We start from the raw sequence: 24,532 nt of genomic DNA, 5'->3' as shown, positions 1-24,532 counted from the left end.
GCTTCCGTCACTTCTTCGGCACGTCATCCAAGGTCATAAACACCTCCATCCCCGCCCAGTTCTCCGTAACACCACTAAGCACCCGACCATCGCACGTGTACGTCGTCTCATTGGTGGTCGATTGCGCAGGCACCTGGCTCGGGTCGGTGACGTCGTAGTTGGTCATCACACGGTAGTCGACAAAACGTGCGCGCCGGGCGGAAAGTATCTCCACGCCCGTCGTCGGGCTGGTCTGTTTTCCCCACACGTTGCCGTTCTTCTCGATGGGCGTACTCGACCAGGCTTTCAGGTCATCCTTCATGGCGTCGAGCCTGGCCTTGCACGCAGCGAAGCTTTCCATGACCTCGGGCGGCACCGGGGTCGGTGGCAAATGAACACTGGCCCAGGCTGGCGCGGAGAGAAGCAGTGCGCCCGTCATGAGCGCGATCAGCGAACGATGGTTCGTCACGGGGAGGTTCCTTCCTGTCAGTCAACGGTGGAGACCAGGCGCACGCAGCCGCCCTGGATGAGGTCGTGTTCTTCGACCCGAAGCACGATGTCATGCTTGGTGAAGCTCCACCCGCGCGGCTTCGTGTTCGAGTAGAGCTCTTCGTCGACCGTATAGCCGTGTGAGCTGAGCACCTTCTTTGCTGTGTCTATGGTGAAGAGGCAGGGGTGCGCCAGCATTGCAAAGGGCGATTCCTCGTACAAGCCCAGCTGAAAGCCTGCCTTTACCGGCGGCCTGGCGGAGAAGCGCTGGATCGCGAGCGTCCAGCCGTCGTCGGCACCGGGTGTCACGTTGATGTCGCCTTCGCCGGTGTGTTTGAAGGGCAGCTTGAGCGCTTTGAGGAATCTCGGTGACGACAGGTCGGCGGAGGCATTAAGGCTTCCGAGCGCATGGAGCGCCCGGGTGCCGATGGCCGGAATATCGACGCGTTTGGGCGGGGCTTCCGCCGCGGCAGCGAAGGGCAGGGTCGCTGCAAGGATGAACAGGGTTAGCCGCGAGCGCGCCTGGGGTGTCGTTCCCGATGCCATGTAAGTCACTCCTTTGATGTGCCGCCGAAATGTACCGCATGGTGTTCGATTTTTTCTCAAGCCGCGGGCGATTGTTCAGCCCATAGGCAGGTCCCTTACCCAGGCGGCATACTTGCCGCCCATCAAGGGGAGGGGAACATGGCGTACGGAAAACGATGGGCACTAGCACTGACGATGGCCACGCTGCTCGGCAGCGGCTATGCATCGGCGCAGCGCGACGATCCTGACTATCCGCCTGTCGTGCCTCCCCCGGGGACCGTCGTCGCCAGCCCCGAAGCCTTCCTGACGAAGCTCTTCGGTAAGCCCATTGGCTGGATCATCAAAGCGACAGGTGACCTCGATGGTGACGGGCGCGACGACTGGGCGGGTGTCGTCCAGTGGGATGCCTCGTCGGTGAATCAGGCGCAGCTCTTCATTCTGCTGCAACGGGCCGACGGAACGTTCGTCCTTACGGAGCAGTCCAGGGCGTCGGACACGTACCGTGCCGGCGTCGAGGATCTGACCATCGAGGACCGTGGTGTATTGACTCTCCAGTACAGCGTGTCCTGTTCAGCCACCTGCCACGCTGGGGTCAAGCTGCACTACAAGTTCTACAAAGGTGCCTGGACACTCGTGGGCAGTGATGAGGAGTCCTTCGAGACGGACTCCCAGGCCGAAACCCGCTATTCGACGAACTTCCTCACCGGGCGTACGGTCACGGACGTGATAGCAAGCAACGGAAAGGTCGCATCGTCGACCGTGGGACATACCGATAAAAGGCCCGCCCTGTTGCACGACGTAAGCGTGTTCGGCAATTAACGACCACAAGATCGGTTGCGCCTACAGACAACCGCAAGTTGATTTGCTAGTTTCACCCCGTTGCCTGCGTCGTCGCTGTCGAAGCCTCGCAGGCAACCATCGCTTAAAGCGGTGAGAAGCGCGGCCCAAGGGTGCTACCAACACCAGAGGGCCGCTGACCAAACCAACTGAAGGACAGTTGAAATGGCTACCCCCGATCATACGGTACTCGCTCGCCCGCCGGATCCCCCCGGCGACAAACTCACCGGCCACCGGGACGTCTGCCGACCTCGCAGACACGGTTGAAGAACCGCGGCCCCAGCCGTTGAACCGCAAAGCGCGCTGACGCCGCCACACACTTCATCAATCACGCCGCCCCGGCGCCTGGTCACAGGCAGCCGATGAACCCGCGAATCCGTTTGATCCGCGGCACGCCCGGTTGTGCCTGGCGTGCCGCACCTGGAAACGCAAGAGGCGGCCAGCAAGGAGACTGCGATGTCCGTATCGAAGGAACATCAGACAGAAGGTACGCTGTGCTATCACGCGGATCCGGAAGCAACGGCGCATGCGCTGTTGAATGAAGCGACCGAGTGGCTCCAGTTCGCGCGCGGGCTTACAGGGCTATTGGCCGATCTGATTCATGAGGCGGATTCGGTGGATTGCCGGCGCATGGCGCTGGGGCTCGAGGCCATTGGCGCGCTGACGAATATGGGGGTGCAGTGTGCGGCGCAGGCGCATGTGCGGATGTGTTGGGAGCAGGCAAGCGCGGGGGGCGCGTTAGCGGACGGTAGCTGAGAGCAAGGTGGCCGTAAAATGTGATCCCGCTTCTTGTCGCCTGATCTTGCGTTTCATTGATTGCCAGCCGGTCCGTGCATACACTGACCGCCTGTCGACTCGAGCGCTAGGGATCGGTTATGAACATGCGAGTTAGCTCTTTGGACCCTGTGCCGCGCTTGGTCGCCCCGTTAGAAAACGCCAGGGGTACATGGCTTTCCATCGGCTTTCTTACGGCGATCGCCGTAGTGGTGTTGGTCCCTGAGCTTGTGTCGGCAACGGACTCTTCGTCGCAAATGTCTTTTTTGAGGCCGGCCTATTTAGACTGCGTCGGTGGCGGCGGTACGACCACGGCCGCTGTTCTCCAATGCGCGCACGATGAATTCGTTTTTCAGGATAAGCGGCTCAACGAAAATTACCGAGCGCTAATGTCCAGTCTGCCCGCTACTGAGAAGGCAGCGTTGAGAGACGAAGAAAGGAAGTGGCTTGTTTTCAAAGCCAAGCGCTGCGCACTTCCCGATGAGGCTGGGACAGCGGATCAGGTGGCGTCGGCTGACTGCGAAGTTACCGAGACGGAAAAGCAGGCGACGAAGCTTCAACATCGAATACATAAGTAAGTGTCATACATGCAAGGAGCAGTTTTATGGATAGGAATCACTGGAAGCTAGGCGATACCTCGGCCTTGTTTGAGAGCCAGGGCTCCGCAGGCACGGTTTCCCTGGGTGTTGGTGACCATGGCGGCGCGTCATACGGGATCTATCAGCTTTCGAGCAAGGCGGGAACAGCTCAGGAGTTCGTGAACCAGTCGAGCTATGCATCCGATTTTCATGGGTTGCAGCCAGGAAGCGAAGCCTTCAATAACGCTTGGAAAAAGGTGGCGGAGGATCACGCGGACTTCGGCGCCGAGCAGCAGCAGTTCATCAAGAGGACGCACGTGGACCCGGTGACAAGTTCACTGGCGGCTCGAGGGATTGACATATCGGCTCGAGGGCCGGCTGTTCAGGACATGGTGTGGAGCATGTCTGTCCAATATCGAGCGAATACACCGTCTCGTATCGAGCGGGGGATCAATGAAGCGTATGGAGCTGGGGCGGACCTGTCGACATTGAGTGACGCTGACATCGTGCGTGCAGTGCAGCAGTCGAAGCTCGTGCACGTAAATCAGGACTTTGCGAGTTCGGCGCCGACGGTAAGGCAGGGTGTCGAAACCAGAATTCGTGCTGAGGAAAGTGCACTCGTACGACTCGCAGAGACGGGCTCTGTGGGCACGGTCGCTCAAACTACAGCCGACTGGAATTCGGCTTCTCCGGTCCATCATGGGTCGTCTCGGGAGCGGATAGTAGCGGTCCAAGAGAAACTTCGTGACGCCGGAATCCTGACGTCGAAGGGCGAACCTCTTGTCGCGGATGGGGACTTTGGCCCCTCTACTCGGGCTGCAGTCAGCGCCTTTCAGTCATCCGTGGGCTTGCCTCCTACAGGGTCCGTGGGCGCACTCACGATGCACCGACTGGAGGAGCAGTCTCAAACAAGGTCGCACCTGCATGAACAGTCGGTAACGTCTCAGGGCGCGGCGGCGATCTGCCGCTTAGATGACGTTAGCCATCCTGATCACGATTTCTTCCGAAGTGTCCGGCAGCATGTGGCAAACCTCGATGCGAGCCTCGGTCGGGTGCCTGACCAGCATACCGATAACATCGCATCGTCGCTTACTGTTCAGGCGCGAGCTGACGGCATGCATCGTGTCGATCAGATTGCGCTCTCGACTACCGGGGATGCCATGTGGGCTGTGCAGACTCCGGTCGGAAGAAGCGATCACTTGTTCGATCTACGCACATGCGTACCTACGTCCGAGGCAAGCACAACGATGGAGCAAAGCGGCGCGCGTTGGCCCGAAGCCATGCAGCAATTCCAGGGGCATGAGCAGGCGCAGCAGCAGAGTCAGCAGCGAGCCATGGACCGGCAGCAGACCGAGAGCCAGGCTCAGGGTGCGGCGGCATCGTCCCCGGTTCGGTAGTCGGAAGAAAAGGTGTGTACTTCTGTGTGGGGATTCCCTTTGGCATCCGTCTCAATGATCCGCTGAAGCATCTGATGCACTACGCCAGAGAGACAACTGGATGACGTTCATGAGAGCCGCGGCGATATCCTTCATGGCCAGCTTTTGGCTGGCCGCGTTAATAACGAGTGCGGCCATGGCAGCACCTGCGAAGGCTGCCTCCGAGCCCACCTCAATCCGTGCTGCCGAACGCTTTCTGTCGTTTGTCGCGGGCCTTGGTCGGCTGTCAGATGCATCCGCTGAAAGCCTCGAGAAGAAGCTTGCCGTGAGCTTTCAGCGTGAGGGCACGGTTTCCGGATACCGGAGCGCAGCCGGCCCAGGAGGGTGGCAGTACTTCATCGACTTTTATTTTCGAGATCCGCCCAGCCGGAATGGATTCAGCTTCGAGTTTGTCAACCTTGGCGGATCTGCCGACCTGTCCCCTGTGTGCTTCAACTTTGATCGACTGAGGAGCACCCTGCATCAGGCTGGTTTCGATGAGCAAAAACGAGTGGGAGAAATCGGGGAGTTGATTTCCTTCAACTACTTCAAGGGTGATCTCAAACTGGCCGTCCTGATTCAGTCGCCGACGACCGGCGACAGGAATCGAAACTGCGTCCGCCGCATACAAACGCTTCAGTAGCGAACGCAGCGCACGCGGCCACGGCGAGGTAACATTCCCCGTCCCGAGCCAGCAAGGATTCCGCCATGTCCCCCGCGCCAGGCATCCCGCCGATCCCTCGGGATGCCCTGCAACTCCCAGCCGACGTCCTCTGGCTGGCGCATTGCAAGGATGGCCCCATCCCTCGCGTCGCGGCGGAGGGTGTACGTGCGCTGTTGGAAACCGAACTCGAGCCCTGGAACTTACGCTGGCAGGAAGACTTCCTCGACGTCCAGGCGCGCTTGCGTCACGCGAGCGCGGCGTTCTTCGCCGTCGACGAAGCCGACATCAGCCTCGTCGCCTGCACGTCGGCCGGGCTGGAAGCGATCTCGCTGGGGTACCCGTGGCAATCGGGTGACGAGGTGCTTATCCCCGCCGGGGAGTTCTCGAGCAATCGCCTTCCCTGGCTGGCGCTATCAGCTCGCGGCGTCGTCTGCCGCGAGGTGGAGCTGTGGCCAGACCAGCTGGCCGCCAAACCCGCACCACCCATGCCCGGCATCGAGCCCGAGCAACGCCTGCTCGATCAGATCACACCGCATACGCGACTGATGTCGGTGTCATGGATCCGCTTTCAGGACGGCACACGGCTCGATCTGGATCGTCTGGGGCAGGGCTGTGCCGCTCGTGGCGTGCATCTCGTGGTCGACGGTATCCAGGGTGCTGGCACGATGGTCCCATCGCTTACGCATGTGGATGCCTTCGTCAGTGGCGGTCACAAGGGCCTGCTCGGTACGCAGGGGCAGGGCGTGATGTGGACCCGGTCGACGTTTCGCCAGCGGTTGGTGCCTCTCGGTACATGGCTGTCCGCGCCCGCGGCGTTCTCACAGTCGGGCACGCAGGCGGATGCGGGCGACCTCTGGGCGAGTGACGGGCGCCGGTTGGAGGCGGGTAGCCCGTCGATTCTTTCGTGTGGCGCGCTCGGTCATTCCGTGCAGCTGTTGCTCGACAGTGGCGGGGCGCCCGTTATCCAGGCGCACGTCATGGCGTTGCAACGGCTGTTACTGGAACGACTGCTTCCGTACGAGGAGTGGTCACACGACGTCGCGCGTCTTCAGGGTTTGCTGGAAGCCGACAGACTCGGACCGACCTTGTCGTTTCGTGTCGAGGACGATCGCGCCGAGCGGCTTCTCGCGGCAGCGGCGAAGCAGAAGATCGGTACGAGTACACGCGAGGGCTACCTGCGCGTGGCGTTGCACGGCTGGCATTCGGTGAAAGACGTTGAGCGGACGGTGGCGTGGCTGACGCAAGTGGACCTCCCCCGGTAAGCACGTCCATCCGCTAGCACGCCTGTCGCCTCGTAAAAGCCAGAAAGCCGACAGGCATTCACCCGAGGCGGCGCCCAGAATCGGAAAAAACGAGAGGGGACGTCGTGAACATCCGGATTATCACCCTGTTTCTTATCGCGTTTGCCGCAAACGTAAACGCCAGCACCGATGTCTGGCAGCCCACCGCCGGACACACGCAAATACCGTTGTGGCCGGAAGTACCGCCCGCGGCGACGCCTATGCCCGGTCCGGAATATGTCAGGACGAGCACGAAGCCGTTCGGCGGAAAAACGATGGTAACCGTCAGCAACGTGTCGCAGCCCACCATGACGGTCTACACACCGAAAGGCGAGAATACGGGTGCTGCGGTCGTCGTATTTCCGGGGGGTGGCTTCGAGATTCTGGCCATGGATCTCGAGGGCACCGAAGCATGCGACTGGCTGACGTCCCGGGGTATCACGTGCGTGCTGGTGAAGTATCGCGTGCCAAGTTTGCCCTATGTGGCGGCTTGCGATTGCCGCCCGCACAACCGCGCGCTGTCGACGCCGTCGTTGCAGGATGCGCAAAGGACCATGCGACTGGTGCGCTCCCATGCGGCGGAGTGGAAGGTCGACGCGCACAAGATCGGCGTGCTGGGCTTTTCGGCGGGTGGCTTTCTGGTGGCGGAAATCAGCACGGTTTTCGACCGCAAACTATACGCGCCGGTGGATGCTGCCGATAAGGAAAGTGCCCGGCCGGATTTCGCCATGCTGATCTACCCGGGGCATCTCGCCACCGACGACGACAAAGCCAATCCCAATCTCCCGATCACCGCCCACGTGCCGCCGTCATTTCTTGTCCAGGCGGAAGACGATTACACGGACGGGGTGCATCAGTCGCTGGTTTACTACGCCGCGCTGGCCAGGGAGCACGTGCCCGCGGAAATGCATCTGTATGCACAGGGCGGGCACGCGTTTGGCCTGCGGTCGACGAATCTGCCGATCAATGGATGGCCCGCACTGGCCGAAGCCTGGATGCGGACGATCGGTATCACCCACTGAAAACGCATGCTCTGGCGGATCACGCTCTCGCTGCGAGCAACTCGTCCAGCTGCGCAAACTGTTCCGGCAAGCCTTCCGCCGAGCCAGCGATCGCCTCGTCGCGCGCCGCTTCCGTCGGATACAGTTCGTGCAGGGTGACCAGCGTCTTGCCGTCCTTTTCTTCGAACGTCACGGTGGTCAGCGCGCCCTGGTCGCTTTCTTCGTTCGTCCATACGAGCCGCGTGTTCTCAGTCACTTCCTTGTAGGTACCGAAGAACGCCATCGGCTGATCGAAGGCCGGATGTTTGAACACAAGGCGATACGTGCCGCCGGTGCGGATGTCCATGTCGCCCGAGACCAGCGACATGCCGGCGGATTTCGGAATCCACCAGCGTTTGAACAGCTCGGGGTTGCGCCACGCCTCGAACACGAGGTGCACCGGCGCATCGAACGTGCGCGTCACAACGAGCTCGCGGTCGCCTTTGCGTTCCACGGCGGTGCGCTTGATTGCGGCTGAACTACCTTCGCTTGCCATTGGCTTTCTCCTCGCGTTTAAGGTGGTCGACGATTTCATCCAGCGCGTCGAAGCGCGCGCTCCAGAGTTCGCGGTGCCGCTCGATCCAGGCGGCTTCTTCTTCCAGCTGACGTATCCCCAGCCTGCAGGTGCGCACGCGCCCGACCTTCTCCGTGGTCACGAGCCCCGCGTCTTCCAGAATGCTGACGTGCTTGCCCATGCCGGTAAGGGTCATGTGGAAACGTTGGGCGAGGTCGCTGACCGAGGCGTCCGAACGGCCAAGCTGCTCCAGCACGCCGCGTCGGGTGACGTCGGAGAGGGCGGCGAAGGTGGCGTCGAGGCGGGCTTGATAGTGAACCATGTGGTTCACTGTATGCCCCGGTCGGTGGGTTTGCAATACCTCGGGGCCCTGGTCACAACGGCGGCATGGCGTCTCAGAACTTTGCCGGCGCCGCCGTTTGGTGGTCGCTCCGATTCGCTTTCAGGTCACTGGGTGCCGAGTTCGGGAGTCGTCTTCTCCAGGATCTTCATCGCTTTTGCGTTCTCGGCTTGCCAGGTCGCGATGTCGGCGTCGGAAGTCGGCGTCGACCCGGTGGACACCGGCGTGCCGTCGGGTCTCGTGATCGGCGGACGGGGTGCGGCGGTCGGCCGGGTCATGGTCGCGTAGCTTTGGTGCGACACCGCCGGTGGCGTGGCGAGTCTGGACGAGTAGTAGTCGCTGGGTCGAGTCGCAAAATGACGTGTCGGCGCGGCGGCGTTGGCGCGTGCATTGGCGACACCTTGTGAGGTGGACTGGATGATGGACTTACCCATGTTGTCCAGGACGCGCGGGATGGACAGGTAGCTGATAAGCAGGACCGCGACGACGGCGAGAACCGCGATGATCGGCGTGCCGGACGTCGACGCGGATACCCGCGGTCGTGTACGACTTGCCGCCACCCAGCTCGGCCTGTCATCCAGCGGCGGCATGTCCACCTCGGGGATCGGCCCGAGCATGCTTCGTATCTCCGCACCGCCGATCAGCTGGATCGGCATGAACTTCGCCGCTGACCGCATGGCGTGATCGGTGAACTCGCCGGAGGAGATCAGGATGGCGCGCTGTGCGCCCTCCGTGTGCATCACGCCGATCAGTTCATGCACCGCGTTATGCGGCACCTGTCCCGTGTTCCAGTGCTTGCACTGCACGACGATGTATTCGCCATCGCGGTACAGCTTGAGGTCGATACCGCCATCGGCCATGGCGTGACCGACGCCCGTGCCGGAATGATCCACCCGGTAGCCCTGCCCACGGTAATACTCGGCGACGCGTCGCTCGAAGTCATCCCAGGGCACCTGGGTGAGCGGGTCGGTCCAGCGCGAGCGGACGGGTTTCCAGCGGCGGCTCATGGGCCGGCGCCTGATGTGTTCAACTCCATGTCTTCCCCTGACGTCCGGGTGTCGAAGGTTTCGCGCACGGTCCGGGCGTTCCGGGTCGATGGTACTCAGGCGGCGACGCGGTGGGCGATGATCATGTATGCCGATTCGGCCCGGTACGCCGGGACATGGTGTCGCGGGCCGGGACTCACTTGCCCCCGGTCACGTCCAGAAAGGTGCCGGTGACGAATGAGGCCTCGGCACCTGCAAGCCACAGGATCGCCCGTGCCACCTCGTCGGGCTGACCGCCGCGCTTCATGGGTATGGATTCCTTGACGCGGTCCACTCGTCCCGGCTCGCCACCGCTGGCGTGCATGTCCGTGTAAATGTGTCCGGGGCGCACGCAGTTGACACGGATGCCCTCGGCGGCGACTTCCCTGGCGAAGCCAGTGGTGAAGGTCTCGAGCGCACCCTTGGACGCCGCGTAGTCGACATACTCGTTCGGGCTGCCCAGTCGTGCGGATGCGGACGACACGTTGATGACGGAACCGCCCCGGCCGCCGTGGCGATGCGACATCCGTCGTATGGCGTGTTGCGCGCAGAGAATCGGGCCGATCGCGTTGACCGCGAAAATGCGCTGCATCCGCTCGAAGCTCAGGTCCTCCAGACGGGATTGCTGCGCGAGAACGCCTGCATTGTTAACCAGCACGTCGATGCGACCGAATTCGCGGTCGATCGCGGCGAAGAGCCCGTCGATCTGCCCGGGATCGGCGCTGTCCGCGCGGACGGCCAGCGCGCGACGTCCGGCCGCTTCGACATCGCTAACGACGGCGAGTGCCGCGGACTCGTCGGAGACGAAGGTGATCGCCACATCGTAGCCCTGGGCGGCGGCCAGTCGTGCCGTGGCCGCGCCGATGCCCCGGCTGCCGCCGGTGATCAGGATGAGCGGTGCCTGCGAATCGTCAGTCATGGTCGAAACCTTTATGTCGTGGAAGCGGTGGCGCGCAGATGAGGTTTCAGCAACATCACCAGCGGCGCAATCAGGGCGGCGGTCGCGGCCGAGGCGAGGATGCCGGTCGTCTGATTGCTGTGATCGGCAATGGCGCCGTACAGGATGGGCGCGGCGCCGCCCGAAACGACCACGCTCGTGTAAAAGACCGCGAACGCGCGACCGGTGTCACCGTCGGAGAGCTCCGGCACCGTCCCGTAAAGCACCGATGATGTGCCATTGAGCACGACACCGAGCAATGGCAGCACGATGATCGTCGGTGTCAGCGGTGTGAGCAGCGTCGCGGCCATCAGCGCGGCGGTGGCGACCTCGGTCACGATGACGCTCCCGACCACACCCAGTCGCTCACCCAGCCATCCGCAGGTCGCCTTGCCCAGCGCGCCACCGATAAAGAGCAGAGCAAGCGCAACGCCCACGGTCGGGGAGTTGCCGCCCTTGGCATGAATCAGAAACGGAAGGAACAGCAGATAGCCCATGCGGGTCGCCGTATCCAGCGCACCGATGGTCGTCAGGATGCCGAAGCCGCCACGGCCGTGACCACGTTGCGTCTTTACCTTGGCACGTGCGATCACGGGAGTCTTCGGCGCCCAGGACCTCAGTCCCAGCGCAACAACGATGCCAAGCAGCGCCATCAATCCCAGCACGGGGCGCCAGGCGAGCACGGACAACGTCACCGCGACAAGCGCCGGCACGATGGCCTTACCGAGGTCGCCGGAAAAGTTGTACATCCCCAGCGGTCGTCGCGATGCGTCGCCGTAGCTGTCGGTGACGAGCATCGAACCGCGTGGATGCTGGATGCTCGAACCCACGCCCGCCACGACGAGGCCGACGCAGAGTCCCGCGAAGCCGAGCGGCAGCGCCATGATCAGAAATCCCATGGCCGCGATGACGGTCGCAAGTATCAGTGCGGATCGGGCCGATACGCCACGCAGGGCGCGATCGGCGGGAATCTGCAAGCCGCCCATGGTGCCGTAATAGAGCGCGCGCACCAGGGCCAGCGCCGCATAGGACAGACCGAACTGCGCCTGCCACACGGGAAGAAAGGCATAGAGGCCGTCGGTATAGCCGTCATGCAGTGCGTGGGTAAAGCACGCGGCCAGCAGGTTGCGCGAACGGGGCGCTTGGGGCGTGCGTTCGCCGTCGAAGGTGACGGGGAGGTCGGTCGAGGCTGCCATGCGGCTATGCTAGATAAGCGAGGAATAATCAACAAGACAACCATGACTCACCTTATGCGTGAGCATAAATCACGGATAGCCATGCGCAACCTGCCACCTCTCCATGCTCTGAGGGTCTTCGAAGTCGCCGCCCAGACGGACAGTTACGCCGACGCGGCGGCGGAACTCGGTGTGACTCACGGTGCCGTCAGCCGGCAGATCGCGGTGCTGGAAACGTGGCTGGGCCAGAAGCTCTTCGTCAAGGACGGTCGCCGCATGGTGGCGACGCCGGCCGCGAGGCTGTTTGCCGCCGAGATCGGCCTGTCGTTCGATCGCCTGGTGGTGGCGGCCGCGGCGTGCGGACAGCCAGGCGCGCGGCGCATCGTGCGCGTCAGCGCGCCGACCAGTTTCGCGATGCGCTGGCTGATCCCCCGGCTCGGTCGCTTTCACGCCGGGCATCCGGACACTGAAATCGTTGTCACCACGGTATCGACGCTCTTCGAGGAACTGCGCGGCGGCGTCGATGTGACGATTCGGCGTGGGCCTGGGCGCGATCGCCTGTTGCCTCAGCATCGCGTCTTCCCCGTGCTGGATGACGTCGATACGCTGATCATGAGTCCCGCCTTGTTTGCCCGCCAACCCGTGCTGAAACCGTCCGATATCCAGGGCCACACGCTGTTCGCCACGGAGACACGACCGGGCGACTGGCGTGACTGGCTCGAGGCCGCCGGTGTACATCACCTCGCAGGACTTCCGCGCCAGCGCTTCGATCATTTCTTTGTGACCCGCCAGGCCATCGAGGATGGTCTGGGTATCGGCATCGGGCCCTTGCCGATGCTGGAGATGGATGTCGCCAACGGACGGCTGATGACGCCGCTGGCGGATATCCGGGTGGTGCGGACGGGGTATGTCGCGATCGTCGGGCGGGAGTCTGACGAAGGTGGCTCGGTCAACCGGTTTGTCGAATGGCTTGTGGGGGAAAGGCCGACGACGATACTCGCCCAGGTTCAGCCATCAGGCCTCTGAGAATCTATTCAACATATGGACGCATGCAGTATATAGTTAATTGATTTATAGAGATTTTGACAAAAAGTATCTATTCAAGTATCTATTCAGCGATGGCAAAGCCTGCGCCCATGACCGAGACCTTGATCAACGTGCTTCGTCGGCGCGGGCCACTTAGCGCGAGAGATCTGCGCGAGGCACTCGGCGTCAGCCAGCCGACGATTTCCCGGTTGCTCGACACCAGTGGGGCGGAGGTGACGCGTTTTGGTCGAGCCAGGCGTACGCGTTATGCAGCACGGCGCGATGTCCGGGGTCTCGGTTACGAGTGGCCGCTTTTCCGAGTCGATGCGCAAGGTCGACCTCACGAGTTTGGCCTACTTGCGGCGCTGCACGGCGGCGAATGTCTTCTGACAGGGGCCACTCCGGTGTGGTTGCGCGACGAGTTCGTCGATGGGCTGTTTCCCGGTGTGCCCTGGTTCCTCGACGACCAGCGGCCACAAGGATTTATTGGCCGCCAGTTCGCGCAGCGCTGGTCGCGCGAATTGGGACTGCCCGCCGATGTGCTGCTCTGGGACAACGACGCGGTACTGACGGCGTTACTCCGTCACGGCGAGGATGGTCCGGGAAATTTCATTCTGGGCGAGGCTGCGCTCGAGCGTGCATTGCAAAGTGAGTTCGACGTCGTTGCCGAGGAGACTCGATGGTCTCGTTACGGTGACATGGCTAATGTAGCCATCGCCGGTGAAGCCGTCGGATCATCGGCGGCAGGCGGGCAGCCCAAGTTCACGGCCACGGTGATCGACGCGGAAGGTGCCACCCGCCACGTCATTGTCAAGTTCACCGAGCCGGTGGAAGCCGGTGCTACGGCACAGCGCTGGGCTGATCTCCTGATCTGCGAGCACCTGGCTGGCCAGCTCCTGGCCGAGCAAGGCAACGCCAGTGCGCCTACCGAATTGATCTGGTCGCAAGGCCGCCTTTGCCTTGAAGCGACCCGCTTCGATCGCATAGGCGCCTACGGGCGGCGAGGCTGCGTCAGTCTGGCGGCGTGGGGCGATGCGCACGACGGCAACCGCGACGACTGGGCCACTGCTGCCAGGCGCATGCATGAAGCTGGGTGGATCGACGACGCATCGCTGGCGCAGGTTCGTCAGCGCTGGTGGTTCGGCCGGCTGATTGGCAACACCGACATGCACTTCGGTAACCTCTCGTTCTTCCTCGATGACACGGTGCCAATGGTGGTGACACCGAGTTACGACATGTTGCCTATGCTATATCGGCCTGCTTCAAATGGCGCCATACCACCCCGCGTCTTCCAGCCCGCTGTGCCGAGTCCGGGGGATATGACGTACTGGCTGTGCGCTGCACGCTGGGCTGTGATCTATTGGACGCGTGTTAGTCAGCATGCGGAAATCAGTGAGGGATTCCACGATATCGCCAAGGCAAATATCGAAGCGATAGCCCGCCTGCGCGAGCGCTTCGATACCTGACATCCGTAGTGATCGGCGCAGGCCCTGCTGCTAAAGTTTCTCCCTGCCCGCACTCAGGACCCTCGTTATGGACAACATCGAACGCTTCGACACCGGTGTCCCGGCCACCGCGTTCCGCCTGTCCTGGGTAGCCTATGTTCGTCCCGTCGTGACCCTCGCTGCCGCGCTCGTCATCGCCTGGTTCCTCCCCGTGCTGTATCGGTCGATCCTTGCGGTGCTGGCGTTGGCCTGGTTCGTGTACTCGGTCATGGAGGCAAGAGAGGTACGCCTCTTCGTCAACGACGACGGCATCTGGGTGCGCAGCGGCATCCTTCCCTGGAACCGCGGCGTCAGTGGAGTGAAGTGGCGCGACCTGGACGAAGCCTCGTTTCATACGGGCTTTTTCAGCTGGGCCGCCAGGTCCTATCGGGTGCGGATCGGTCACCGCTTTACGAAAAGCAGTGAGATCCTTCTGATGCACGTACACGAAGGAAATCGTGCGGTAGCGGAAATCAACGGGATTCATCGTGCAAGGATTTCGCGCGGGCACGAGTGATCGCCGCAGGAAGCTTTGACCGGCTTTGATCGCTGCCCGGCGAACCGCGGCGCACCGGACAGCGAACGACTTACATGCCCGCGGCATCCAGCAGCGCGTTACCGCTCTGTCCCGCGCTTCCGCTCGTCTTGTAGGCATTGAGAAGAATGCCCTTCTTGTCGAATTCGAAGACGGCGTCTTCGTGCTCGTTAGGCTGGAACGGCATGGCGGCGATACGTGTGAACGTATAGTTCCAGACTTCCTTGCCCATCACCTCGGACTTCTTTGGCGGCTGGCCGATGGCGGCGATGACATCTTCTCGGCGGGTCTTGCCTTTGGTGAAGGAGTTCAGGGTCTCCTGGCTGATCTGGGTGCCCGTTTTGTGGTCGAGTGCGCTGCATCCGGCCATGGCGGCGACGGTCAGGGCTGCGACGGCGAAAGCTCCAGCGATCTTCATATGAGTTCCTCTCATGGTTTTGCGTGGGGATATCGTCAGCTGACGACCGCCCATTGTGCGTTGGCAAGAAACCGTTTGGGGCTGTCTTTACGCATTTTCAGACTAGTCCTATGCCGCTGCGCGGACGCGGCCCCGGCATGCGGGTTCTCCGACACCGACGACGTCAACTCCTTATTTACATTCCGCACCGCTTCCCGGTAGCCTCTCTTCCGCCCAAAACCATGGGCTACCTCATTTGCGCCACCGGACGGAGCAGTCAGTTGTTGAAGGTCAGGGATCCCCGCCGCCGTTGCGCGGCGCAGGCTGCAAGCTCCACACGCGCCAAAGCTCATATCCATGAATCGCGACGTTTCCCCGTGCGAGGCGCATCTGTTTGCGACCCACGTGGACCGCTGGCGCGTGCCCGTGTGAGCGCACTTCGCGAACTACGTCACAGTTTCTGACAGGCACATCAGGGAGGCCACCGCATGGATGGCGGACGCATGTGTCTGTTTCCAAAGATCGACAATCATCGGTTGTGCTGCCCAGGCCAGCCACGATATTTCCAGGGGAACATCGAATGAATCGTACTTACCGTCTCGTATGGAACAGAGCCCTGCGCGTTGTCCAGGTCGCTTCGGAACTCGCGTCGAGCGAGGGCGCCGCAGCGGACGGCACGAATGCCGCGCCGCCGCGGATGACGCGTCTGTTCAGCGCCTTGCTGGCAGCCGGCCTTTGCTTATCGTCTGCCGTGGTCTTCGCGCAGACCGGGGCGCCTGGCGGCTCCGGCAACTCCGCGGCGGCCGGAAGCGTCCTCTCGGGCGCGGGCGGCGCGGGTAACGGGACGGGCGGGCAGGCGACGCATATCGATTCGTCCTACGACGCGAGCGTGATCGACGGCGCATCCGCAAACAACGGCGCGGGTGGCTCGGGCGCGTCCGGCATGGACGACGCCGAGGGGGCGACAGGCGCGGGTGGCGCGGGCGGTGCGGTAGGCGCACCGGGCACGGTGATCGTCGGCGGACGCGGCGGGGATGGCAGCACGGGCCATGCCCCGGGTGGCGGCGGCGGTGGTGGCGCGGGTGTCTATACGACGGCGACGAGCTACAACGTTTCCGCTACCTCCATCACGGGCGGCGCGGGCGGCCATGGTGGCGGGCAGGATCTGATCGCCGGTGGGGCCGGCGGCGGTGGCGGTGGGGCCGGCCTGGTGTCGGGCGTCGCCAGCGGCTTCGTTCTCAATCTGTCCGCAGGGCAGTCGATCACAGGCGGTGCCGGCGGCGCGGGTGGCGCGGGCGGCACGGCCGGCGTCTCGGTCGGTGGCGGTGGCGGCGGTGGTGGCGACGGCGTACTCATCACGGGTACGGCGGGTAAGGTCACCAATGCCAACGGAGCCACGATCACAGGCGGCGTGGGCGGCGCCGCCGGTGGGGGCAATTCGGCGTCGGGCGGCAGCGGCGCGTCCGGCGCCGGTATCCGTGCGCTGGCCTCGGGATTGCACGTCACCAACAACGGCACGATCGCCGGTGGCGCGGCGACCGGCAACGGTGCGGCGGGCAACGCGATCGTGACCCAGGACAGCGCCGACGTCGAGAACTACGGCACCCTCGCGGGTGGCGCGGTCAGCGGCGGCCATGCATCGGCGGTGCTCTTCAACGGCGCCGGCAATGTGCTGGGGCTGCACGCGGGTACCGTGATTCAAGGCGCCATCGAGCTTGCCAGTAACGCGAGCGCCTCGATCGTCGCGGATGCCGCCGTCTCACTGAATGGCGTCACGCTCGACGGCGGCACGGCCGACGTCGTCTTCAACGCGACCAACGGCGGCTCGATCGACCTCGGTGGCGACCTTACCGGCACGGGCACCGTCCGTAGCACGGGCGTGGGCAGCCTGACGCTGGACAACGTCAACCTTACCGGCTCGCTGGCGCTGAGCCACACCGGCGGTACCCATACCGCGGGCACCGTGCAGACGACCGGCGCGCAGACCTACCTCGGTGGCGTGACGCTGGACGGCGCCACGCTGTTTTCCAGCGGCTCGAACATCGGCTTCAATGGCGTGACCGCCGGCACCGACGCCCTCAGCGTCACCGCCGGTGGCACGATCACCGCCAGCGGCGTGGTCACGCTCGGTGGCAGCAGTGTCTTCACCGCGCTCGGTCATGACATCACGATGACCAACGCGGGCAACCGCTTTGCCGGACTGCTGACCGCGACGGGTCGCAATATCGCCATTGCTTCGAACAGCGCGTTATCCGTGGGTCCGGTCAGCGCCACGGGCAATGTCACGCTGACCGGCACCGCCATCACACTGCAGGACGATCTGCAGGCGACGGGCACGCTGACGCTCGCCGGCGACAGTGTCACGCAGACCGCGGGCGGCGTAGTGGTCGGGACCCTGACGGGCAGCACCACCGGCAATTTCGTTCTGGCGAGCACCAATAACGCCATCTCCACGCTCGGCAACCTCACGGCGCAGAACGTGACGCTCGCGGGCGCCACGCCACTCAACATCACCGGCACGGTCAACGTGCAGTCCCTCGCCTTGTCGTCGGCCGGCCGCTCGGTGCTCACCGGTACGCTCACGTCGACCGGCAATGTCACGCTCCAGTCCGGGACGGAACTCGCCGTCGGTGGTGGCGGGACTACCGGTGCGCTTACCGGCAACGTGGTGGACAACGGCACGCTGTCGTTCAACCGTTCCAATGACGTCAGCTTTACGGGCGATCTCAGCGGCGCCGGTGCGCTGGTGAAGAACGGCGCGGGCAAGCTGTTGTTCGATGGCGACGGCAGCGGCTTCACGGGGAACACCACGGTCAGCGCCGGCAGCCTGATCGTCGGCAGCGCGGCGAACAGCACGGCGGTGCTTGGCGGCACGAACGGCGCGGGTGCCGGCGTCACGGTCAACGGCGGTGGCACGCTCGGTGGCCACGGCACCATCGCGACGAACGTCGACGTCCTCTCGGGCGGTACGTTGTCGCCGGGCAATTCCGTAGGAACGCTGACGGTCGACGGCAATCTCACCCTCGAGCAGGGCAGCACGCTGCAGGCTGAGTTTGGTGGGCTGGGCTCGGGCGACCAGGTGGTCGTGTCGGGCAACCTCGCTCTCAACGGTGCCACGCTCAACGTCGTCGATGCCGGCGGCATGACCAACGGCGTCTACAATCTTTTCAGCACCGGTGGCACGCTCAGCACGAGTAACGGCGGTCTGGTGCTCGGCACGACGCCGGCGGGCCACCCGCTGACGCTGCAGTATCTGACCAGCTTCGGACAGGTGAACCTGATCGATAACTCGACCTCGAACCTGAGCTTCTGGAACGCCAACGGCCTCGCCTCCGCTACGCAGATGGGCGGCGGCACCGGCGTCTGGTCGACCACCGCGCCGAACTGGACCGACGCCACCGGCACGCAGCCGAACGGTCAGATGTCGCCGCAGCCGGGCTTTGCCATCTTCGGTGGCGCCGCGGGCACGGTCACGGTCGACGGTACGCCAGGCCAGCTCCAGGCGACGGGCATGCAGTTCCTTACCGACGGCTACACGCTGACCGGTGACTCGGTACAGCTGCTGACCACCGATGGCACGACGCCGATCATCCGAGTCGGCGACGGTACGGCCAGCAGTGCGCCGTACACGGCGACGGTGTCGAGCGTGCTGACGGGCAACCAGGGCCTGGAGAAGGCCGACGCGGGTACGCTCGTGCTGACCGCGGCCAATACGTATACGGGTAACACCGTGGTTTCGGGTGGCACGCTTGCCGTCTCCGCCGATAACAACCTGGGCGATGCCGCCAATGGTGTGACGCTTCAGGGCGGCACGCTGGGTATTACCGGCACGTCCTTCACCACGACCGACCGGGCGCTGACCCTCGCCTCCGGCACGGGCGGCACGCTGGCGGTCGCCGATGCGGGCAACGTCTTCAACTGGCACGGCGGCATCACTGGCGCGGGTACGCTCACCGTGCAGGGCCCGGGCACGTTGCTGCTCGATCATGCCAACAGCTACACCGGCGACACCGTGGTCAACGGCACTCTGCACCTCGCCGCGAACGGCGCCATCGGCACCGGTACGCTGGTGCTCAATGGCGGTAGTCGCGTCGCGCTGTACGCGCCCGGCACGACGCTGGCCAATTCGGTGGTCGTCGGCGGCGAGACCACGCTCGACACCGGCGCGGGCATCGCGACGCTGACCGGCGCGGTGTCGTCCGCGGCGGGTAGCGACACCTCGCTCGACATCGTGCACAAGACCGGCACGGGCACGCTGTTGCTTGCGAACGCGGTCTCGCTGGGCGCCGTCAATATCGACGCCGGTACGCTGCAGATCGGTAACGGTGCGACCAGCGGCAGTCTGGCGGGTAATGTCGTGAACAACGGTGCGCTGGTTTTCCAGCGCGCCGACAACACGAGCTTCGGCGGTGTGCTCAGCGGCGCGGGTACCGTCAGCAAGCTCGGCGCAGGCAATCTGCAGCTCACCGGTGACAGCTCGGCATTCGCTGGTTCGACCACGGTGAGCTCGGGCAGCCTCCAGGTCGACGGCTCGCTCGGCGGCTCGCTCACTTTCGCCAGCGGCACGACGTTCACCGGTAACGGTACCGCGGGCAACGTCACGTTGCAGAGCGGATCGATCCTGTCGCCGGGCGGTGCGGGCATCGGCAAGCTCGCCACCGCGGGCGACCTCACCGTCGCCGCCGGCACGCAGTACTCGCTGGACCTCGACAATACCGGGCATAGCGACATGGTCAGCGTCGGCGGCAAGGCGACGCTGCAAGGGGGCTCGGTCGTCAGCCTTGCGAGTGCCGGAGGCAAGTGGAGCCCGACCGCCACCTACACGATCCTGACCGCCGCCAACGGCGTCAGTGGCACATTCAGCAATGTGTCGAGCAATCTCGCGTTCCTGACGCCCCAGCTGGCCTACACCGCCAACGCGGTGAACCTCACGCTGACCCGCAACGACATCCTGTTTGCCGACATCGGTGCTACCCGCAATCAGAAGGCGACGGCAGCGGCGATCGAATCGATCGGCGAAGACCAGCCGGTGTTCGACACGGTGGTGAAGCTCGACGCCGCTTCGGCACGTCGTGCCTACGACCAATTGTCGGGTGAAATTCACGCCAACCTGCAGGGTGCCATCGCGGACGACGACCGTTACAAGCGCGAAGCGATCAACCAGCACCTGCTGACTCAGTTCGCCGATGAAACGGAAGACTCGTTCGCGACGTGGGCGTCGGCATGGGGCCATCGCGGCCACCATGACGAAGACGGCAATGCGTCGAAGCTGGATGCCAGCGGCAGCGGATTCTTCGTCGGTGCGGACAAGGGCATCGCGGATCGCTCGCGTATCGGTGTGGCGCTCGGCAGCGGTCGTATCTCCGCGGATGCGCGCGACGATTCCGCCAGCGGCAATACGCTGACGGCGGCGATCTATGGCGGCGCCGACTTCGGCGACGTGATGATTCAGGCCGGCGGAATCTATTCGCGTTACGACATCGACACGCATCGCACGGTCGACGTGGATTCGCTGGCCGGTCGCCTGAGCGGCACCACCAAGGCGCACTCGCTGCAGGGTTTCGTCGAAGGCTCGTACGAGTTCCGTTGGGACAGCGGTGCGCTGGCGCCGTTCGTCAACATCGCCCAGCAGCAGCTTCGCACCAACTCATCCGACGAGCGCGGTTCGGACGCGGCGTTGCACGTGATGGGCAACAAGAGCGACCTGACCTACGGCACCCTCGGCGTACGCGGGCGTAAGGACTTCGGCGAAGACGGCCGCTTCGGCATCTTTGGCAGCGTGGGCTGGCAGCATGCGGCCGGCCACACCGACACCAACAGCAAGCAGCGCTTCCTCGAAGGCGGCAACGCGTTCGAAGTGATGGGCACGCCGGTCGGGAAGAATGCGGGCGTGGGCGTCTTCGGTGTCCGTTTCCTCGCGACGCCGACGGTCACCATCGATGCCTCGTGGAATGGCCAGTTCGCCAGCGAGGCGAAGGACCAGTCGGCTCGCCTGGCACTCAACTGGGTGTTCTGATGAAAGGCCCGGGCCACGTTTCGGCGTGCGCCCGGGCCGTTGCGACTTACGGAACGTCGGGTACGACCGGGGCGGGAGCCTGTGCGACGCGCTCCGCCGTCCCGGCGTGAGGCTGGCTTGCCGATTGCTGCATGGCCTGCATCTGTGCCCGCTGGATCTCGTGGATGTACACGCCGTACATCACGCACAGCATCAGAGCCATCACGATCACAGCACCCACGGCGGCGAAGACCGGCGCGCGACCTGGTGTTCGGTCGTCCACGTCGGCCCAGGGTGCGGTGTCGTTGGCGGACAGTACGGGGAGCGGCGGCTCGGAGACCTTGCCGAGCATGGCGCGTATGCCCACCCCGTCAATCAGCGCGACGTGCGGAAACCGCGACGCCGCCTCGATGGCGGGGCGGGTGAATTCACCCGAGGTGACCACGATGGCGCGGGTGGCCCCGGCGGCATGCATGACGCCCATCAACTGGTGCACGTCATGGTGCGGCACCTGCTGTGCGACCCAGTGCTTGCATTGAACGACGGTGATTTCGTCGCCACGCGTCAGCGTGAGGTTGCTGCCGATGCCGACGTCGTCACTGTGACCCGCGGGATCCGGGCCGGCATGCTCGACGATGTAGCCTCGTTCCCGATAGTAGGTGGCGACGAGTCGCTCGAACTCACTCCGCGATACACGGGTGAGTGCGTCGTCATGCCGAAAACGCACAGGCTTGGTGAACCTCATCGCCAGCGATCCGCGATGATCGACCGAAAGTCGCGCCCATGGGCGCCGTGCAGGACTGCCATGGTATTCCCCCTGATCGAGCGTCGCGCCCCCTTGGTACGTCGCTGGATGCTGTGGAATATAGCGCGTTATTCTGTGGATTCCTGTAGGCGAATGCCTACATCGCATTGCCTAAGTAGGTAATCGTTTTCTCTCGTAAGTAGTATCTGCGTACTCGACGAAGCAAGGACATCGTTTTGCGACATGCCATGAGATCGATCTTCATCGGCGCCGCGGTACTCGCGCCCGCGCTCAGCTACGCCGCAGGCTTCGACTGCGCGAAGGCCTCCACCCCGATCGAAAAAGCGATCTGCGCATCGCCCGGCGTCTCGGCGCTCGACGGCGAGCTCGGCGACGCGTTCAAGACCGCCCTGGCCGGCCACCCCGACAAAGCCGACGCGCTCAAGCTCGATCAGCGTCACTGGCTGGCCAGTCGCGATGAAGCAATCAGCAGCCAGATACGCGACGAGCCAGGCAAGACGTTGTCCGGTGACGTGGCCCGGTATCGCGACCGTATCGACTTCCTGAAGGGTCTGGACGCACCCGTTCCTAAACCACTGGACGTGATCGCCGCCGCACTGCCGAAGCTCTCGGGCAGCCAATACGACGTGCTTCACGGGCTGGCGGCCAAGGGCGTGCCGCTGGTGGTCGCGAAAAGCAGCGACATGAGCAAGCCGTCCGACTTTCCCTACGAGGCGGACAAGACCGTCGCGGACGCGCTCACGGAAGGAAGCGGCGACGCGCAGTACCGCGTCCTCGCGGGATCGCCCGTGAGTTCCGTGTATTCGTTGCAGGGGACGGCGAACTGCTGGTCGGAAACGCCGTTCCGCATTGAAGGCAAAAAGGCTATCGCCGTCGAGGCGCCGGACGCCTGGGGTGCCGATTGCATGTCGTCGCACGAGCTAGTGAAGATTGCCGGCGATTACGCGGCGGTGGTCGTGGGCTATGGCGGGGCCGATGAGCTGAGGGTGCAGGCCGCCCGTTGGGAAGGAAAGGCCTTCGGTAAGGATGCGCTGCTGGTCGCGCGCTTCGACCACACGCTTTCGATGAAGGGCAGCGCCTGCGCACCGAAGCAGTCACCGTGTGACGACTTTGCGGCGACCGCGATGACCGTCGCCAACCGCTTCGACCGCAGTCCGCTTGCCGACACGCTGGCGCGGCTGCCCCAGGGCGCCGACAAGGCGGCTCATGCCGCGGCGTACGCGGCGGCGACCGCTGACGACGGGATGGCAGCAAAGAAGAGCCAGACGCGGCCGAGCCTGCCGGACTTCGGCACCGGTTACACGGCCGGTTCGATGGCGGACTACAGCGCCGAAGGCACGTTGTTTCCGCTGACCTTCCGTGGAGAAACACTGCTCGGCTATATCGACCACGGTCACGTCGGCTGGCGCGTCAACGACGACTGGATCGTCTCCGCGTGGCGGCTCAAGGCCGGCCAGCTCGAGCCGGTCGCCTCCGCCTACATCGAGGTCAAGCGCGGCGCGTTCCTGCTGTCGTCGATGGTGCCAGTGCCCGCGCCGGATCCGCACTGAGTCGAGTCCATCCGGCTAAAAAAAAAATTCAGGGATAGCCCATGAAACGCTACGTCATTCTGACTGCCATGGCCGTGCTCGCGGTAGGCCTTGCCACGCATAGGCCGGCTCACGCGGACGAAGCTCGTCAGACGTTCCGTCCGACGGGTATCCCCGCCACGCTGCCGGTGACCGGCACGGAACTGGTCGACGGCAAGGTGGTGCGCAGTCGCTACTACCGGTATGGCGACGGTGAGCCCGGACAGAAGCCCATCGTGATCTTCGTTCCCGGTTCCGGCTGTGACGGTGCTCTGGCCCTGGGTAGGGATGGCAAGGCGCATGCCGGACTGGAGATGTTCGCGCTGCCTCGCTTGCGCGATGTCGATGTCTACGTGGTGGAGCCGCCGGGCATTCCACGGCAGTTCGCCGCGCCTGAGCACGGCCTCAGCGAAGGTTGCCCGGCGGCCTTCCTTGCGGCCAACCGATTCGAGGATGTCATGGCCGCATACGGCCGAGCCTTGCATGACATCACTGACGGTCGGGTCGCCGGGCGGCCCGTGATGATCGTCGGCACGTCCGATGGCGCTCTCATGGCAGCGGCGCTGGCGGCAGGGGATACCGCCACGACGCATCTGGTCCTGATCTCGGGCTTCGGGACCTCGCAGGTGGCTGACCAGCTCAGGCAGCGCGTGGATCAGGCGTTCTCGGATCGAGTGGACGAAAAAGGCGTGGCAAGCGTTCGCGAGTACCGAAGCAAGCTCGATTTCGCACAGAAGCACCCCCAGTCGCCCGTGCTCTGGCAGGGTCAGCCCATGTCCCGATGGTCGAGTTCGGCGCAGATCTCCGGTGTGGACCTGATTCGCCGTCTTCCCGCCGCGGTGCACCTGTTGTTGGTTCAGGGCGGTCGCGACACGAGTTGGTCGCCTGACGCATTCCGGCAGGGCGTCGCGACACTTCTCGCCAGTGGACGCGGTATGGCCATCCGCTACATAGCTTGTGGCGATCATCAGCTTATGTGTGCGGGGGACCCACCGGGCCCGGGGCACCTGAAGGAAACGATCGAGCAGGCGCTACGCTGGCTGGACGACGGCCACGCGGACGCATCGTGGACGACGTTCGATGCCGCACCCATGACGACGCGTTCCGCTGGCCGACAACTCCCGGTGGGCTATGGTGAGGAAAGGCGGTCGAGATAACGCCTTTGCGTTGCGCGTTCGGCATTACGCAG

The 24,532-nt window shown here is 64.0% G+C and carries 22 protein-coding genes; 12 read left to right on the top strand and 10 right to left on the bottom strand.

From position 1 onward, the window contains the following. Positions 1-7 precede the first annotated feature (7 nt). Entirely contained in the window at positions 8-448 is a 441-nt protein-coding gene (locus tag BLT40_RS14790; protein WP_090354460.1) for a hypothetical protein, read from the bottom strand. Between the two features lie 17 nt (positions 449-465). After that, positions 466-1,014, bottom strand: a complete 549-nt coding sequence (locus tag BLT40_RS14785; RefSeq protein WP_090354457.1) for a hypothetical protein — start codon at positions 1,012-1,014, stop codon at positions 466-468. 138 nt (positions 1,015-1,152) lie between these two features. Between BLT40_RS14785 and BLT40_RS14780 the strand changes: the two genes are divergently transcribed. From BLT40_RS14780 to BLT40_RS14765, 3 genes are all read left to right on the top strand, one after another. Beyond that, positions 1,153-1,812 (top strand): hypothetical protein, encoded by a 660-nt coding sequence (locus BLT40_RS14780; RefSeq protein ID WP_143025895.1) that lies wholly within the window; start codon positions 1,153-1,155, stop codon positions 1,810-1,812. A gap of 474 nt (positions 1,813-2,286) precedes the next feature. Further along, entirely contained in the window at positions 2,287-2,586 is a 300-nt protein-coding gene (locus tag BLT40_RS14775; protein ID WP_090354449.1) for a hypothetical protein, read from the top strand. Between the two features lie 622 nt (positions 2,587-3,208). Beyond that, a complete protein-coding gene (locus BLT40_RS14765) occupies positions 3,209-4,579 on the top strand; it encodes a peptidoglycan-binding domain-containing protein (RefSeq protein ID WP_090354443.1) in 1,371 nt (456 codons plus the stop codon). Between the two features lie 51 nt (positions 4,580-4,630). On the opposite strand, the gene BLT40_RS20655 is transcribed toward BLT40_RS14765, so the two are convergent. Next, positions 4,631-4,756, bottom strand: a complete 126-nt coding sequence (locus tag BLT40_RS20655; protein WP_255364027.1) for a hypothetical protein — start codon at positions 4,754-4,756, stop codon at positions 4,631-4,633. On the opposite strand from BLT40_RS20655, the gene BLT40_RS14760 reads away from it, so the two are divergent. The 3 genes from BLT40_RS14760 (at position 4,755) to BLT40_RS14750 (ending at position 7,563) form a co-directional block, all read left to right on the top strand. After that, positions 4,755-5,240, top strand: a complete 486-nt coding sequence (locus BLT40_RS14760; RefSeq protein ID WP_143025894.1) for a hypothetical protein — start codon at positions 4,755-4,757, stop codon at positions 5,238-5,240. The two genes, BLT40_RS20655 and BLT40_RS14760, sit on opposite strands and share 2 nt — an antisense overlap. 65 nt (positions 5,241-5,305) lie before the next feature. Further along, entirely contained in the window at positions 5,306-6,523 is a 1,218-nt protein-coding gene (locus BLT40_RS14755; protein ID WP_090354438.1) for an aminotransferase class V-fold PLP-dependent enzyme, read from the top strand. Between the two features lie 104 nt (positions 6,524-6,627). Beyond that, positions 6,628-7,563 (top strand): alpha/beta hydrolase, encoded by a 936-nt coding sequence (locus BLT40_RS14750; protein WP_255364026.1) that lies wholly within the window; start codon positions 6,628-6,630, stop codon positions 7,561-7,563. Positions 7,564-7,582: 19 nt separating this feature from the next. Here BLT40_RS14750 and BLT40_RS14745 read toward each other — a convergent pair whose 3' ends face one another. The 5 genes from BLT40_RS14745 to BLT40_RS14725 form a co-directional block, all read right to left on the bottom strand. Beyond that, on the bottom strand, positions 7,583-8,116 hold the full coding sequence (locus tag BLT40_RS14745; RefSeq protein WP_176809189.1) for an SRPBCC family protein: 534 nt from the start codon (positions 8,114-8,116) through the stop codon (positions 7,583-7,585). Continuing rightward, entirely contained in the window at positions 8,061-8,417 is a 357-nt protein-coding gene (locus BLT40_RS14740; protein ID WP_043697230.1) for an ArsR/SmtB family transcription factor, read from the bottom strand. Before BLT40_RS14740 ends, BLT40_RS14745 begins: the two co-directional genes overlap by 56 nt. Before the next feature lie 125 nt (positions 8,418-8,542). Further along, complete coding sequence (locus BLT40_RS14735) at positions 8,543-9,442, bottom strand: restriction endonuclease (RefSeq protein WP_090354433.1); 900 nt, start codon at positions 9,440-9,442, stop codon at positions 8,543-8,545. Positions 9,443-9,617: 175 nt separating this feature from the next. Beyond that, positions 9,618-10,379: a glucose 1-dehydrogenase gene (locus tag BLT40_RS14730; protein WP_090354430.1), complete on the bottom strand. Its 762-nt coding sequence runs from the start codon at positions 10,377-10,379 to the stop codon at positions 9,618-9,620. 11 nt (positions 10,380-10,390) lie between these two features. Then, positions 10,391-11,593, bottom strand: a complete 1,203-nt coding sequence (locus BLT40_RS14725; protein WP_090354427.1) for an MFS transporter — start codon at positions 11,591-11,593, stop codon at positions 10,391-10,393. Between the two features lie 81 nt (positions 11,594-11,674). Here BLT40_RS14725 and BLT40_RS14720 point away from each other — a divergent pair, with 81 nt between their 5' ends. The 3 genes from BLT40_RS14720 (at position 11,675) to BLT40_RS14710 (ending at position 14,599) form a co-directional block, all read left to right on the top strand. Next, complete coding sequence (locus BLT40_RS14720) at positions 11,675-12,598, top strand: LysR substrate-binding domain-containing protein (protein ID WP_090354424.1); 924 nt, start codon at positions 11,675-11,677, stop codon at positions 12,596-12,598. Positions 12,599-12,708: 110 nt separating this feature from the next. Further along, a complete protein-coding gene (yjjJ, locus tag BLT40_RS14715) occupies positions 12,709-14,064 on the top strand; it encodes a type II toxin-antitoxin system HipA family toxin YjjJ (RefSeq protein WP_255364025.1) in 1,356 nt (451 codons plus the stop codon). A 67-nt stretch (positions 14,065-14,131) separates the two neighbouring features. Beyond that, complete coding sequence (locus BLT40_RS14710) at positions 14,132-14,599, top strand: hypothetical protein (protein ID WP_043692204.1); 468 nt, start codon at positions 14,132-14,134, stop codon at positions 14,597-14,599. Between the two features lie 70 nt (positions 14,600-14,669). On the opposite strand, the gene bamE is transcribed toward BLT40_RS14710, so the two are convergent. Then, the gene (gene bamE, locus BLT40_RS14705; RefSeq protein WP_036116065.1) at positions 14,670-15,035 is read right to left on the bottom strand and encodes an outer membrane protein assembly factor BamE; all 366 of its coding nucleotides are present in this window, start codon (positions 15,033-15,035) and stop codon (positions 14,670-14,672) included. 559 nt (positions 15,036-15,594) lie between these two features. Here bamE and BLT40_RS20335 point away from each other — a divergent pair. Beyond that, positions 15,595-21,030 carry an autotransporter-associated beta strand repeat-containing protein gene (locus BLT40_RS20335; RefSeq protein ID WP_090354415.1) on the top strand — a complete coding sequence of 1,812 codons (5,436 nt, stop codon included), beginning with the start codon at positions 15,595-15,597 and terminating at the stop codon, positions 21,028-21,030. Between the two features lie 46 nt (positions 21,031-21,076). On the opposite strand, the gene BLT40_RS14695 is transcribed toward BLT40_RS20335, so the two are convergent. Then, entirely contained in the window at positions 21,077-21,754 is a 678-nt protein-coding gene (locus tag BLT40_RS14695; protein ID WP_176167817.1) for a restriction endonuclease, read from the bottom strand. A 248-nt stretch (positions 21,755-22,002) separates the two neighbouring features. Between BLT40_RS14695 and BLT40_RS14690 the strand changes: the two genes are divergently transcribed. Together BLT40_RS14690 and BLT40_RS14685 are read left to right on the top strand one after the other, a co-directional pair. After that, complete coding sequence (locus BLT40_RS14690; protein ID WP_090354409.1) at positions 22,003-23,325, top strand: lysozyme inhibitor LprI family protein; 1,323 nt, start codon at positions 22,003-22,005, stop codon at positions 23,323-23,325. Positions 23,326-23,366: 41 nt separating this feature from the next. Beyond that, a complete protein-coding gene (locus tag BLT40_RS14685) occupies positions 23,367-24,500 on the top strand; it encodes a hypothetical protein (RefSeq protein ID WP_090354406.1) in 1,134 nt (377 codons plus the stop codon). Positions 24,501-24,532: the final 32 nt, after the last annotated feature.

The sequence above is a fragment of the Dyella sp. 333MFSha genome (assembly GCF_900102405.1).
Taxonomy (GTDB): Bacteria; Pseudomonadota; Gammaproteobacteria; order Xanthomonadales; family Rhodanobacteraceae; genus Luteibacter; species Luteibacter mycovicinus.
Note: the sequence above shows the minus strand (reverse complement) of the source record. Positions and strands in the feature narration are given on the sequence as shown.

Excerpts from the sequence above, each read along its gene's own strand:
- BLT40_RS14785 (WP_090354457.1), bottom strand. The coding sequence starts at position 1,014 with ATGGCATCGGGAACGACACCCCAGGCGCGCTCGCGGCTAACCCTGTTC.
- BLT40_RS14780 (WP_143025895.1), top strand. The coding sequence starts at position 1,153 with ATGGCGTACGGAAAACGATGGGCACTAGCACTGACGATGGCCACGCTG.
- BLT40_RS14775 (WP_090354449.1), top strand. The coding sequence starts at position 2,287 with ATGTCCGTATCGAAGGAACATCAGACAGAAGGTACGCTGTGCTATCAC.
- BLT40_RS14765 (WP_090354443.1), top strand. The coding sequence starts at position 3,209 with ATGGATAGGAATCACTGGAAGCTAGGCGATACCTCGGCCTTGTTTGAG.
- BLT40_RS14760 (WP_143025894.1), top strand. The coding sequence starts at position 4,755 with ATGGCAGCACCTGCGAAGGCTGCCTCCGAGCCCACCTCAATCCGTGCT.
- BLT40_RS20655 (WP_255364027.1), bottom strand. The coding sequence starts at position 4,756 with ATGGCCGCACTCGTTATTAACGCGGCCAGCCAAAAGCTGGCCATGAAG.
- BLT40_RS14755 (WP_090354438.1), top strand. The coding sequence starts at position 5,306 with ATGTCCCCCGCGCCAGGCATCCCGCCGATCCCTCGGGATGCCCTGCAA.
- BLT40_RS14745 (WP_176809189.1), bottom strand. The coding sequence starts at position 8,116 with ATGAAATCGTCGACCACCTTAAACGCGAGGAGAAAGCCAATGGCAAGC.
- BLT40_RS14740 (WP_043697230.1), bottom strand. The coding sequence starts at position 8,417 with ATGGTTCACTATCAAGCCCGCCTCGACGCCACCTTCGCCGCCCTCTCC.
- BLT40_RS14735 (WP_090354433.1), bottom strand. The coding sequence starts at position 9,442 with ATGAGCCGCCGCTGGAAACCCGTCCGCTCGCGCTGGACCGACCCGCTC.
- BLT40_RS14730 (WP_090354430.1), bottom strand. The coding sequence starts at position 10,379 with ATGACTGACGATTCGCAGGCACCGCTCATCCTGATCACCGGCGGCAGC.
- BLT40_RS14725 (WP_090354427.1), bottom strand. The coding sequence starts at position 11,593 with ATGGCAGCCTCGACCGACCTCCCCGTCACCTTCGACGGCGAACGCACG.
- BLT40_RS14720 (WP_090354424.1), top strand. The coding sequence starts at position 11,675 with ATGCGCAACCTGCCACCTCTCCATGCTCTGAGGGTCTTCGAAGTCGCC.
- yjjJ (WP_255364025.1), top strand. The coding sequence starts at position 12,709 with ATGACCGAGACCTTGATCAACGTGCTTCGTCGGCGCGGGCCACTTAGC.
- BLT40_RS14710 (WP_043692204.1), top strand. The coding sequence starts at position 14,132 with ATGGACAACATCGAACGCTTCGACACCGGTGTCCCGGCCACCGCGTTC.
- bamE (WP_036116065.1), bottom strand. The coding sequence starts at position 15,035 with ATGAAGATCGCTGGAGCTTTCGCCGTCGCAGCCCTGACCGTCGCCGCC.
- BLT40_RS20335 (WP_090354415.1), top strand. The coding sequence starts at position 15,595 with ATGAATCGTACTTACCGTCTCGTATGGAACAGAGCCCTGCGCGTTGTC.
- BLT40_RS14695 (WP_176167817.1), bottom strand. The coding sequence starts at position 21,754 with ATGAGGTTCACCAAGCCTGTGCGTTTTCGGCATGACGACGCACTCACC.
- BLT40_RS14690 (WP_090354409.1), top strand. The coding sequence starts at position 22,003 with ATGAGATCGATCTTCATCGGCGCCGCGGTACTCGCGCCCGCGCTCAGC.
- BLT40_RS14685 (WP_090354406.1), top strand. The coding sequence starts at position 23,367 with ATGAAACGCTACGTCATTCTGACTGCCATGGCCGTGCTCGCGGTAGGC.